General features: G+C 59.8%; 15 protein-coding genes and 1 riboswitch. Of the genes, 8 read left to right on the top strand and 7 right to left on the bottom strand.

Annotated elements, in window-relative coordinates:
* The first annotated feature begins 96 nt into the window (after positions 1 to 96).
* The 5 genes from MPN23_RS10035 (at position 97) to MPN23_RS10015 (ending at position 2,832) form a co-directional block, all read left to right on the top strand.
* Positions 97 to 540 (top strand): bacteriohemerythrin, encoded by a 444-nt coding sequence (locus MPN23_RS10035; protein WP_243544071.1) that lies wholly within the window; start codon positions 97 to 99, stop codon positions 538 to 540.
* Between the two features lie 8 nt (positions 541 to 548).
* Complete coding sequence (locus MPN23_RS10030; protein ID WP_243544070.1) at positions 549 to 764, top strand: hypothetical protein; 216 nt, start codon at positions 549 to 551, stop codon at positions 762 to 764.
* Between the two features lie 159 nt (positions 765 to 923).
* The gene (gene cbiM / locus MPN23_RS10025; RefSeq protein WP_243544069.1) at positions 924 to 1,529 is read left to right on the top strand and encodes a cobalt transporter CbiM; all 606 of its coding nucleotides are present in this window, start codon (positions 924 to 926) and stop codon (positions 1,527 to 1,529) included.
* 16 nt (positions 1,530 to 1,545) lie between these two features.
* A complete protein-coding gene (locus MPN23_RS10020) occupies positions 1,546 to 2,145 on the top strand; it encodes a hypothetical protein (protein ID WP_243544068.1) in 600 nt (199 codons plus the stop codon).
* 240 nt (positions 2,146 to 2,385) lie between these two features.
* Positions 2,386 to 2,832, top strand: coding sequence for an RrF2 family transcriptional regulator (locus tag MPN23_RS10015; RefSeq protein WP_243544067.1), 447 nt, complete (start codon positions 2,386 to 2,388; stop codon positions 2,830 to 2,832).
* 81 nt (positions 2,833 to 2,913) lie between these two features.
* On the opposite strand, the gene MPN23_RS10010 is transcribed toward MPN23_RS10015, so the two are convergent.
* The 5 genes from MPN23_RS10010 to MPN23_RS09990 form a co-directional block, all read right to left on the bottom strand.
* Complete coding sequence (locus MPN23_RS10010; protein ID WP_243544066.1) at positions 2,914 to 4,119, bottom strand: multidrug effflux MFS transporter; 1,206 nt, start codon at positions 4,117 to 4,119, stop codon at positions 2,914 to 2,916.
* A 146-nt stretch (positions 4,120 to 4,265) separates the two neighbouring features.
* Positions 4,266 to 5,237 carry a signal peptide peptidase SppA gene (sppA, locus tag MPN23_RS10005; protein WP_243544065.1) on the bottom strand — a complete coding sequence of 324 codons (972 nt, stop codon included), beginning with the start codon at positions 5,235 to 5,237 and terminating at the stop codon, positions 4,266 to 4,268.
* A gap of 335 nt (positions 5,238 to 5,572) precedes the next feature.
* Positions 5,573 to 5,965 (bottom strand): DUF2721 domain-containing protein, encoded by a 393-nt coding sequence (locus MPN23_RS10000; RefSeq protein ID WP_243544064.1) that lies wholly within the window; start codon positions 5,963 to 5,965, stop codon positions 5,573 to 5,575.
* An 84-nt stretch (positions 5,966 to 6,049) separates the two neighbouring features.
* Entirely contained in the window at positions 6,050 to 6,268 is a 219-nt protein-coding gene (locus MPN23_RS09995) for a helix-turn-helix domain-containing protein (protein WP_243544063.1), read from the bottom strand.
* Between the two features lie 9 nt (positions 6,269 to 6,277).
* Complete coding sequence (locus tag MPN23_RS09990) at positions 6,278 to 6,820, bottom strand: DUF2975 domain-containing protein (protein WP_243544062.1); 543 nt, start codon at positions 6,818 to 6,820, stop codon at positions 6,278 to 6,280.
* Between the two features lie 301 nt (positions 6,821 to 7,121).
* Positions 7,122 to 7,299, top strand: a riboswitch (cobalamin riboswitch).
* A gap of 180 nt (positions 7,300 to 7,479) precedes the next feature.
* Here MPN23_RS09990 and MPN23_RS09985 point away from each other — a divergent pair.
* From MPN23_RS09985 to MPN23_RS09975, 3 genes are all read left to right on the top strand, one after another.
* A complete protein-coding gene (locus tag MPN23_RS09985; RefSeq protein WP_243544061.1) occupies positions 7,480 to 9,543 on the top strand; it encodes a ribonucleoside triphosphate reductase in 2,064 nt (687 codons plus the stop codon).
* 21 nt (positions 9,544 to 9,564) lie between these two features.
* On the top strand, positions 9,565 to 9,804 hold the full coding sequence (locus MPN23_RS09980) for a hypothetical protein (RefSeq protein ID WP_243544060.1): 240 nt from the start codon (positions 9,565 to 9,567) through the stop codon (positions 9,802 to 9,804).
* A gap of 157 nt (positions 9,805 to 9,961) precedes the next feature.
* On the top strand, positions 9,962 to 10,537 hold the full coding sequence (locus MPN23_RS09975; protein ID WP_243544059.1) for an EF-hand domain-containing protein: 576 nt from the start codon (positions 9,962 to 9,964) through the stop codon (positions 10,535 to 10,537).
* A 77-nt stretch (positions 10,538 to 10,614) separates the two neighbouring features.
* Here MPN23_RS09975 and fsa read toward each other — a convergent pair whose 3' ends face one another.
* Both fsa and MPN23_RS09965 read right to left on the bottom strand, forming a co-directional pair.
* Positions 10,615 to 11,265, bottom strand: a complete 651-nt coding sequence (gene fsa / locus MPN23_RS09970) for a fructose-6-phosphate aldolase (RefSeq protein WP_243544058.1) — start codon at positions 11,263 to 11,265, stop codon at positions 10,615 to 10,617.
* A 101-nt stretch (positions 11,266 to 11,366) separates the two neighbouring features.
* The gene (locus MPN23_RS09965; protein WP_243544057.1) at positions 11,367 to 11,798 is read right to left on the bottom strand and encodes a hypothetical protein; all 432 of its coding nucleotides are present in this window, start codon (positions 11,796 to 11,798) and stop codon (positions 11,367 to 11,369) included.
* Positions 11,799 to 11,831 lie beyond the last annotated feature (33 nt).

The raw sequence follows: 11,831 nt of genomic DNA, 5'->3' as shown, positions 1-11,831 counted from the left end.
ACCGGCGGGCATGGCAACAGCCTGCGCCATTCCGGCGTGATTATACTCGGCATTCCCTTGCAGGAAGAGTATGATGGAAACAAAACGGGGTTTGCCATGACAAGGCGATTGAAGTGGACGGACTCCCTGAGTCTGGGCGTCAGGCAGATCGATGACCAGCACCGCGAACTGATCCGCATTGCCAACGGCTTGCTGAACGCCGTTGAGTTGGGGCGGCCCACCCGGGTGCTGGAAAACGTGCTGTCCCGGTTGCGCGAGTATACGGTGTTCCATTTCCACAGTGAAGAGACGTTCATGGAGGATATCCGCTATCCGGAACGGGGAGAGCATGCGCGGGAGCATTTTGCGCTCAAGCAGCGGGTCAAGGCCTTTCGTCGGCGTCTGTACAGGGATGAACCTCTGGAGGTTGGGGAGGTCCTTGCGTTCCTGCAGGGCTGGCTCCTTGATCACATTCTGGTTTCGGACATGGATATCGCCCGTTTTCTGCGGGAAACCGGGAGAAAACGGAAGCCGGGAAGCCCGGGAGGCTCCCGAAAGTGAGGAACGCCATGCCATTGGGTAAATGCCGCATCTGTCGCTATTGGGCCAATCCGCAGACCTGCGATCTGCTGGATACGCCGGACGCGGACATGCTGTCCGAATGCCGGAGACATGCGCCGCGTTTGTGCGGGAATCAGGACAAGCGCCCCTGGCCCCTGACCCGGGCCGAGGATTGGTGCGGGGATTTCGAGACCCGGTGGGGCGTGCCTTCCTGCACGGACTGATTTCTTTTTCAGCCTGATGCAACATGGTGTGTTTTCACCATGTGTGTCCGGTCGCGTGGTCGCGTCTTGTCATTGTTCGACTCAGGGTGTATACGGTTTCAAAATTCGTCACACGAAGCCGCAACCGATACGCTCGGCTCGCACAGGGGGGAGGCGCACATGCATATTTCCGAAGGAGTTCTGTCCGGTCCCGTTCTGGCCGCCGGATGGGGATTGGCCGCGCTGGGCACGGCGGTCGGGTTGAAAAGAATCGACATGGATCGGATCATGACCGTGGCCATCCTGTCCGCCGCGTTCTTCGTGGCTTCCCTGATCCATGTGCCCCTTGGGCCGTCAAATGCGCATCTGGTTCTCTGCGGTCTGCTCGGAGTCATTCTGGGATGGGCCGCCTTTCCCTCCATACTCATCGCCCTTGCGCTTCAGGCTCTGCTGTTCCAGTACGGCGGACTGACCGTGCTCGGCGTGAACGCCTTCAACATGGCCGCCCCGGCCGTGCTGTGCCATTACCTGTTTCGGCCCATGCTTTCCGGCCGGAGTGCAGGGCAGTTTGCTGCCGCATTCGGCTGCGGATTCCTGGCCTTTGGCATGAGTGCCTTTCTTACGGCCACGGCCCTTGCCCTGTCCGGCGACGCGTTCCTGCCTGCAGCCAAGGCCATTGTGGTTTTTCAACTGCCCATCATGGGCGTGGAAGGCGTGATCACCGGATTCACCTATTCCTTTCTTGCCAAGGTCAAACCCGAGGCGCTGGGCCTTGACCCGGCCTGATTCGTTCGGAGGCTTCATGAAACGCGTTTTTCCCGTGCTTTTGATGCTGATTGCCCTGTCCCTTGCGCTTCCGCAGAACGGCCTTGCGCACAAGGTCAACATTTTCGCCTACGTGGATGGCGATTCCGTTGTCACGGACAGCGGATATTCCCGCTCCCGCCGTGTGCATGACGGCATTGTCGAAGTGCATGACGCGGCCACGGACAATCTGCTGCTTTCCGGCAATACGGACAACGAAGGCCGCTTCACCTTTGCCATTCCGGCACAGGCGCGCGAGGGCAGGATGGACCTTCGTCTGCTGCTCAGGGCCGGAGCCGGGCATCAGGCGGAATGGGTGGTGAAGTATGCGGAATACGGAGATTCCCCTGCGGATGCATCCGGCGGGAATGCTTCGGTTGCTGCGCCGACAGTCGGCGGGGATGCCGAGGTGCAGGCCGCTTCCACGGAACTGGAGGCGCTGGTGGCCCGGGCGGTGCATCGCGAAATGGAACCGGTCAAGCACATGCTGGCCGAGATGAACCAGTCCGGCCCGGGCGTGTCCGAAATCGTGGGCGGCATCGGCTGGATCATGGGATTGTTCGGCATTCTTGCCTATGCCCGAAGCCGACGCAACTAGTCCGGCTGTTCCGTTTTGGTTTTTTTCCGGCCCGTGCATTGTCGCGGGTCTTTTTTTCTGTTAATTCCCCTCCTAAACGAGGGTTAATTATAACCCGGCTATCATGCCGGGGTCCCAGAGAATACCATTTGCGGGGTGGTTGTTTCCAGACCTTGTTAGTATGTTTATGGTTTCATATAGATACGAGAAGGCGCGCGGTACGGTCCAAAACCCCAGAACGGCTGCATCGAGGAGATCGACATGCGACTGACAACACGAAGCCGATACGGAACCAGAATGGCCCTGGACATTGCGCAGCACGCAATCGACGGCCCGGTCCGCATTCAGGACATTGCGGAGCGCCAGGGCGTTTCCGTGAAATATCTTGAGAAGCTGATTCGCAAGCTCAAGGATGCGGGATTCATCAAGAGCAAGCGCGGCCCCAGAGGCGGGCACATGCTGGCCCGCAAGCCTGCGGAGATCAGCGTGGGAGAAATCGTGCGGGTGCTGGAAGGGGATGCCCATCTGGTGGAATGCCGCACGGGCAAGGAAGACTGCCAGCGCATGGAGGTCTGTCTGACGCGGCGACTTTGGAAGGAGGCTGCGGACGCCATGTACGAAAAGCTGAATTCCATCACGCTGGCCGATCTGCTTGCGGACGCGGCCCAATGTTCGGCGCCCGAGGCCACACCCATGCTCATGGATTAGCTGGCCGTCCTTTCGGACAGTCCGGCATCATCCTGAAGAAAAAAAGGCCGGGAAGCATGCAGCTTCCCGGCCTTTTTTCTGTCATTTTTCCGGATACAGACATCGATCCGTGCCGCGCCTGCGGAACATGCGCAGCATGACCGGCCACAGCATCAGGGTGATTCCCCCGCCGCACAGGGCGAAAATGCCGATCATGACCGGGCGGCTGGGCCAGTCCAGCGAGGCCAGCCACATGATCCCGGCCCCGAAAAGCAGCAGGATGAAGGTCATCATGGACGAGGCCGAGCCGATGTCCCGGTTCACCTGCTCCAGAGACAGGGACACGCTCACCGGGCGTCCTATGCCCGTGCCAAAGGAACATGCCACCATGGGCAGGGCGAACCAGAGCGGTCCGTTGCCGCCGACCGCGATCATGCACGCCCCGGCCAGAATCACGATGCAGAATCCCGTGGTGTTGATGGCCACGCCGGACACGCGCTTGGACAGCTTGGCGCACAGCCACGCCCCGAGCATCATGCCCAGCGCGTTGAGCGCAAAGAATCTGGCGAAGTCGCCCTGATCCAGACCGAAGAATTTCATGTAGATGAAGGGCGAAGTGGCCAGATGCGCATAGAACGGGGCCATGACGAGGCAGAAGACCACCGTGGCCATCATGTATTCCCGGTTGCGGAACAGGGTCCGGTAGCGGGTGATGAATCCGATTTCCGCAGTCCGGTCCTCTTGGGGCAGAGTGTCGGCCATGCACCATGCACAGACCAGAGCCGCCAGTCCGTAGAGCCCCTGCACCACGAATATCCATTGCCATGCCGCGACTTCCAGAATCAGTCCGCCCAGCGACGGGGCGACAATCGGGGCAACGCCGATGATCACGCCGATGTAGGCGTACACGCGCTGCCTGAGCGCGCCCTCGAACGAATCGCGGCACATGGCCGTGCCCACAGCGGTCCCGGCTCCGGCCCCGATGGACTGGAGCACGCGGTAGGCGATGAGTTGGGACATGTCCTGAGCCGTGGCGCACAGCAGCGAGGCCAGGGAAAAGAAGATCAGCCCGAAGAGCATGATGGGCCTGCGTCCGTATCTGTCGGACAGGGGACCGTAGATCAGCATGGAAATGCTGTAGGCCACGAAGTACATGCTCAGGGTCAGGCCTCCCTGCGCTTCGGAAACGCCCCATTGCTTCACGAGCATGGGCAGGGCGGGCAGGTACATGTCCGTGGACATGGCCGAGGCCCCGATGATGAAGGCCAGAGCGAAAGTCATGGCCGTGCGGTCGTCTTTCCCGATCATGCCTTGGCCTCCGAATGGCCCACGGCGTGATCTTCCGGATGTTTCCGTGTGTGAGAACGCATGTATTCCTCCGAAAAAGAAGGTCGGCTTAACGTCCTTTGCGACGCAAGCCAACCCCTTTTTTTGCGTGTTCGATGCAGTGCCCGTCAGCGGCCGGGCAGCCATATGTAGTAGAAGCCGGCCCGGGGCGGCAGGAGCATGTCCGTATCCGCACCCAGAAGCGAAAACTTCTCGGGCCGGGCCGTGGAAAGGGCGTTGTAGGGATTGTCGTTGGGGTAGGCATCCCGGCGATAGGCCACGACGCTGGCGTTTTTCGGCAGGTCGCACAACGTGCGGGCCTTGGCGAACGCGTCTTCAAGGTAGCCGATCTGATCCACCAGTCCCAGCTTCAGGGCCTGATCCGCAGTGAACACGCGTGCTGTTTCGACCACGGCCATGCTGTCCGGGGACAGGTCGCGGTGTTTCCGCACCAGAGCGTGAAACCGCGAGGCCAGCGTGTCCGTGATGGACTGGAACAGTTCGCGTTCCTCTTCGGTTGCGGGTCGGAACGGCGAGCCCATGTCCTTGTCGCGCCCGGATTTGCTGACTTCCACGTCCACGCCGATCTTGTCCATGAGTCCGTTCAGCCTGGGCCGCATGAAGATCACGCCCACGGACCCGGTGATGGTGGTGGGGTGCGCCAGAATCCAGTCCGAGGGCAGGGCCGCGTAATATCCGCCGGATGCAGCCACGTCGAACATGGCGGTCACGACCTTTTTTCCGGTGCGTTCCCTGAATGCGAGCAGCTCGTGATACAGGATGTCGCTGGCCGTGGTGGTGCCGCCCGGGGAATCCACGGCAATGACCACGCCCTTCACGTCGTCGTCGGCTTCCGCAAGCTTGAGGTTGCTGACCAGTTCCTGCACCTGACTGGGTTTGGCCGAAAGCAGGCCCTGTCGGGGCTGGTCCATCAGGAATCCGCGCAGATGGATGAGTGCGATCTTGCCGTCTCCATCGCCTTCGAGCACGTATTCCCGGAGCGGTTCCGTGGCCTTGGAGGCAAAAAGCTTGACCTTGGGCGCGCATCCCGAAGCCATGAGCAGGGCAAGAATGAAAAGCAGGATTCGTGTGGGGTTCATGATGTCCTCCATGGGGGAACCTCTCGGAAGTTGGACCAGCCTGTCCCGGGGATTCGTTTCGAGTCCGGGAAACTGGCGTCCTCCGGCATCGGGAAGGGGGAACCCTCCGAAGCATCCGGGAATGTCATGGTCGCGCCAATGTCCGGTTCCGGTTTGGCGAATTCGAAGCGGCCGTTGCGCCATGCAGGCCCTTTCGCAGGCTCTGCCGGACCGGATTTGAATACCACGGTCTTGGGCCGCAGCCCGAAGCCAGCGTCATGATGAATATCAGAATCGGAAAAGACATGCATCGCACAATGTCTTTTCCGAAAGGCAATGGTCTGCGCATGCCCGCATTACCGTTTTTCCAGCTCTTCCAGCATGATGTCCAGAGCGTGGACCGAGATGCGTATCTCCAGAAAGGAAATCCACAGCGAGGCGAGCAGCAGCACGAGACTGACGCCGAACATGATCTGTCCGGCCATGTACCAGTCTTCGAACAGGAAGATCATGGAGAGCACGCAGGTGAACATGGAGAGCACGCCGAGGCCCTGCATGTTGCGGATCATGTAGATGCGCTTGCGCAGGTTTTCGATCTGTCTGCGCGCGGATTCGTCGCTGCTTTTGCGGAAATGGTCGTGCAACGCCCTGACCCGGCTGCCCAGCGACAGGAATCGGTTGGTAAAGGCCAGCATGAACAGCGAAATGGCCGGGAACAGCAACGCCGGGGTGGTTACGGTAATCTGCATGTTTGGTCCGTTTTCTTGAGGTCTGGTTCCACGCTGCAACGATGGGGCAAGCCCGGAGCGGTGTCAAGCCGTCCGGGCCGTGTCCTACTCTGCGGAGTCGTCCTGCCTGTATTCCAGAATGTCCCCGGGCTGGCATTCCAGATATTCGCAGATGGCCTCCAGCGTGGAAAAGCGGATGGCCTTGGCCTTGCCCGTCTTGAGCACGGACAGGTTCTGGGGCGTGATGCCCACGGCTGCGGCGAGGTCCTTGGAACTCGCCTTCCGGCGGGCCAGCATGACGTCGAGATTGATGATGATGGACATGTTTTGCCCCTAGATGGTGAGTTGCCGTTCTTCCTGCATTTCCCGGGCGTCATCCATGATCCGGGCAACCACGAGACCGATCAGGCCAAGCACGATCCAGCCGAGGTTTGCGTCGGAAACCCCTACCGCCACCATGCGCTGCCCTTCGGGATTGTTCATGGTCAGGATGATGGACGAAAGAGCCTGATTCACCGGGGCAAGGGCTTCCCGGATCAGGATGGTCCAGGCCAGCAGCCGATAGCAGCGGACATTGGCGTGTTCGAACACGATGCCGCGTTCATACAGGGCAAACAGTCCGGCAAGCTGCCAACTGCCGAACATGGTCACGGACACGGGCAGGAGTGAAGCCAGACAGCCCAGCAGCCGGGTGGTCGTGGTGGGGGCGCTCAGAATCATGTCCGGGTTCACGGCGAGCATGGAGTCGAAATTGAAGAACGAGGGTTCGCCCGGCGTGTACGTGGTCCAGAGCAGGACGGACATTACGGGGGTGGCCGCCATATAGGTCAGGGCAAGGTATCGGATGACCCGGCTCATGCGGTTGATCTGTTTCATGGGTTTCTCCTTGGGTGATGTTTTCTTCAGCGTCTTTTGCGATGATTTGTTATCGTTTGTCAATAAGTTTTTCTTAAAAATCGGTAAAAAATTCCTTTTCGGGGATAACCGTTTTCCGACATTGAGGAAGTTCCCGGGAGCGATGGATACAGCTTTTTCGAAGGGGTGGTGCGACGGGAAAAAACATGTTTTTTTATGGTCAACCATACCGGGCCATTACCCTCACTATCAGCTTGAAAGTACAAACGAATACTTGGGTGCCCTCTTGCGCTCATTCCCTGCTTGGGCTAGTCTCCCACCTCAGTCATGAAGTCCTTCAGGTGGCCCCGGCCCTAACAGGGAATCCGGTGAAACTCCGGAGCGGTCCCGCCGCTGTCATCCCCTGCTGATTCCTGTTTCCACAATGCCACTGCCCTGCGGGGCGGGAAGGCGGAACAGGCGGGGAGAGCCAGAATACCTGCCTGAAGCGTTTCCTGCCGGATGCGACCCGCGGAGGTCGCTGCCGACAAATTTGCCTGTACAAACATCAAACCGTTGCCGGATTCACGCGGTTCCGCCGCCTGAGTCATCCACGGCAGCCGACAACAACCGACGGGACGGCCGCGCGGGCGGTTCTGTGTCCCCAGCTTTCCGTGAAGCACGGTTTTCAGAGAGATTACATGCCGGTTCAGATCAAGAAACGAGACGGTCGCGTCGAGACCTGGTCCTCCAGGCGCATCGGAGACGCCATTTTCAAGGCGCTCAAGGGCAGCGGAATCAAGGATCCCCTGCTGGCCAGGCGTCTGGCGAAGAAAGTCGAAAAGAAACTCAAGGACGTGGACGTTCCGGAGCAGGAGCTGGTTCAGGACATGGTTCAGGAAGTCCTGATGGAATCCCGGCTCTACAAGGTGGCAGAGCGGTACATCATCTACCGCGAGAAGCGCCGCGAGCTGCGTACCCACAATCAGGCGTTTCTGGACATTTCCGCTGTCACCGAGAGCTATCTCGACAACATCGACTGGCGGGTCAACGAAAATTCCAACATGGTGCATTCCTTTCAGGGACTGATTCTGCATATGGCCGGTTCGGTTCAGGCCAGATACGTGCTGGAAAAGTATCCCGAGGAAGTGCGCATGGCCCACAACCACGGATATTTCCACATCCACGACCTGTCCTTCGGTCTTGCCGGATACTGCTCGGGCTGGTCCCTGCGCGACCTGCTCATCGAGGGCTTCAATCTGGACGACCGCTGCTCGTCCACCCCGGCCAAGCATTTTGACGCGGCCTGCGGCCAGATCGTCAACTTTCTCGGCACGCTCCAGAACGAATGGGCCGGAGCTCAGGCGTTCAACAACGTGGACACCTATCTTGCCCCGTTCATCCGGTACGACAATCTGAACTACTGGAACGTGAAGCAGCAGATCCAGAAGCTGCTCCACAACCTGAACGCCACATCCCGCTGGGGCGGCCAGAGCCCGTTCACGAACTTCACCTTCGACTTCGTGCCTCCGTCCCACATCGCCAACGAGCCGATCATCATCGGCGGCGAGTTCCAGGACTCCACCTACGGCGAATATGCCGAGGAAATGGCCATGATCAACCGGGCCTTCCTCGAAGTCATGCTCGAAGGCGACGCGGACGGCCGCATCTTCTCCTTCCCCATTCCCACGTACAACGTGACCAAGGATTTTCCGTGGGAGTCCGAGGAAGGCAAGCTGCTGCTCAAGATGACCGCCAAGTACGGCGCGCCCTACTTCCAGAACTTCATCAATTCGGATCTGAATCCCGAGGACGTGCGCTCCATGTGCTGCCGCCTCCAGATGGACCTGCGCGAAATCCGCAAGAAGACCGGCGGCCTGTTCGGCGCGGGCGACCTGACCGGTTCCATCGGCGTGGTCACCCTGAACCTGCCCAAGCTCGCGTATCTGGCCCACAATGAAGATGACTTCATCGATCTGGTCACCGAATACGCGGAACTGGCCCGCGACTCTCTGGAATTCAAGCGCAAGATCGTGGAAAAGAATCTGAACGCGGGCATGTTCCCGTTCTCCCGCCGCTACCTGAAAAACGGGTTCAACGGCCACTTCTCCACCATCGGCCTGATCGGTGGCCACGAGGCCTGCATGAATCTGCTGCACAAGGGCATCGATTCGAAGTCCGGCTCCCGGCTCATGCAGCGCGTGCTCAACCAGCTCCGCAAGCTGGTCGTGGACTTTCAGGAGCAGACCGGCCACCTCTACAATCTGGAGGCCACTCCGGGCGAAGGCACCTGCTACCGTCTGGCCAAGATCGACAAGGACCTCTACGCCGACATCTACACCTCGGGCTCGGATATTCCCTACTACACGAATTCCACCCTGCTGCCCGTGGGCGTGACCTCGGACGTGTTCTTTGCGCTGGAGCATCAGAACGAACTCCAGACCCTGTACAACGGCGGTACCGTGTTCCACACCTTCCTTGGCGAGGCCGTGCCGGACGAGGAAAGCGTGAAAAGCTTCCTGCTCAAGGCCATGAGCAACACCAAGATTCCCTACATCTCGGTTACGCCCACCTTTTCGGTGTGCCGGGATCACGGCTACATTGCGGGCGAGCACTTCGAGTGCCCCACCTGCGGCGGGGAAACCGAAGTCTACACCCGCGTGGTGGGCTACTACCGTCCGGTGAGCCGCTGGAACAAGGGCAAGCAGGAAGAATACAGGGACCGCACCGAGTACGCCATGGAAGGCTTCTGCGCTTCCGCGTAATTGCGGCAGGATGGAATCGCCATGATTCTCGACGCGAACCAGATAACGTCCATCAGGCAGCGGAACGACGAGGAACTGCGCCGGGGCGGCCGCGCCACGCACGGCTATCCGGCACAGACCATCCAGAACCTGCTGCACACCATCGAGGCGCTGAAAAAGGAAAAGCGCAAGTGGAAGAAACTGGCTCAGACCCGAGGCAAGTCTCTTGAGGACATTCTGAGCATCGCGTCCGCGACCGGAAACGGTTCGAAGAAGGACTGACAACGCGGCCCGCCCCTGATTTCAGGTGGCGGGCCTTTTCAATGCGCAGGGCACAATGGGGGCAGAGGCATGCATGTTTTTTCTCTTGCTGCCTTGACGCGCTGCCCATATTCCCGCACTTCTGGAAGATGGAATCATTCAACCAGGAGAAAGCGGGATGAAGAAGAGCATTGCGGCATTGTTCGTGGCGGCGCTGTTTCTTGGAGTGTGTTCGATGGCCATTGCCGGGACTCCGGAGCTGCGCGGAACGTGGAAGGGGATGTCCTATCTGCACAAGAAGGACGCGGGATTTGTCGAGGGACAGGTCGCGGTCGTGATCAACGAGCAGAAGGGGCAGCTTTTTGCCGGGTACAAGCTGTGGTTCGACAGAAAGACCAAGGAAGTGGTGCGGGAAGGATTTTCCGGGGTGCTGGCGGACGATGGCGTGACTCTGTATCTGGCGGATCACGAGGCCGGGTATACCACGGGCCTGCTGACCGGCAGGCAGACCCTGTCCCTGTATTACGTGGAGCACGGCGCACTGGCCAAGACCATCCTGCAGAAGCTGGAGCGCATCCGGTTCACCAAGGCGTTCGTGGAGATCGATTCGGACGGGGATTCCACGATCATGCGCACCGAGATTTTCAATGTGTACCCCCTGAATGCCGAGCGCATCCTGAGCGAAGCCGATCTGGACAAGGACGGCAAGCTGACCAGCAGGGAATGGGAAGCGTGGAAGAAGAAGAACCCGTAGAGGGTCGCCGGGAAAGCTGAGATTGCAGAAAAAAGGGCCGGGAATTCCGAATGGAGTTCCCGGCCCTTGGATTGCGGCTATCCGTCTTCCTGAAATGCCTTCCAGTCGGCAAGGAAACTGGCCAGACCGGAGTCCGTGAGCGGATGCCTGATGAGTTCCTCGATCACGGCAAAGGGTATGGTGGCCACGTCCGCGCCGATGAGTGCGCCTTCGAGCACATGCATGGGATTGCGCACGCTGGCCACGAGAATCTTCGTGTCGAATCCGTAGTTGTCGTAGATTTCGCGAATCTGGGACACGATTTCCATGCCGCCCCGGGATATGGCGTCCAGTCGTCCCACGAACGGGCTGACATAGTCCGCGCCGAGCTTGGCAGCCAGCAGAGCCTGCATGGGGGAGAAGATCAGGGTCACGTTGGTGCGGATGCCGTCGCCGCGCAGCACCTTGAGCGCCTTGAGCCCCTCGCGGATCATGGGAATCTTGACCACCACGTTCTTGCCCATGGCGTGCAGGTCGCGGGCTTCGCGGATCATGCCCTCGGCATCCTCGCTCACGACTTCCAGACTGACCGGGCCGTCCACGATCTTCAGGATTTCCCGTGCCTGCGACCGCCAATCGCCGCCTTCGCGTGCCAGAAGCGTGGGATTCGTGGTCACGCCGTCCACAAGTCCGAGTTCCTCCGCTTCCCGAATCTGGCTGAGGTTCGCGGTGTCCAGAAAGAATTGCATTGATCCTCCTCGGTTGGTCTCAATCGGGTAAAGAGCGTCCACCATATCATGAAACCCGGGGAGGGCAACAGTTTCGTCGGGATGCGCAAAAAGCGGGGCGCTCAGTTTCCGAACGGGGTCTGGGTGATGAAGAAATCGAACTCGCGCAGGAGCTGGACCTTTTCCTCTTCGGCGAGCTGTTCGCGTTCCTCGTCGGGCAGGCCGCATTCCTGAAAACGGCTCAGGGAAAGATAGCAGGTCTTGACCCGGATCAGGTCGCGGGACTGACGGTGCTTGCCGAAGTAGTAGGCCAGAATCTTTACCGCACTCTTGATGTTTTCCTTGGTGTGCGGCAGCTCCCGGATGTCCAGAATGGAGCGGTCGTCCCCGGTTTCGACGAGGGGAAGCACGTCCATGACCACGCGCCGGGAAGCGCGCAGGGAGGCCGGGCTGACGCGGTAGACCTTGACGGTCTTGCGGTTGAGGAGCGCCCGGAGGATGAGCAGGAATCCGAGCAGGCAGAACAGGGGAATCCAGATGTCCATGTAGAGCATTGTCGCACCTGTGAGAATGAATTGGCGTGAGAG

Origin of the sequence: Pseudodesulfovibrio tunisiensis (assembly GCF_022809775.1) — a bacterium.
Taxonomy (GTDB): domain Bacteria; phylum Desulfobacterota; class Desulfovibrionia; order Desulfovibrionales; family Desulfovibrionaceae; genus Pseudodesulfovibrio; species Pseudodesulfovibrio tunisiensis.
Note: the sequence above shows the minus strand (reverse complement) of the source record. Positions and strands in the feature narration are given on the sequence as shown.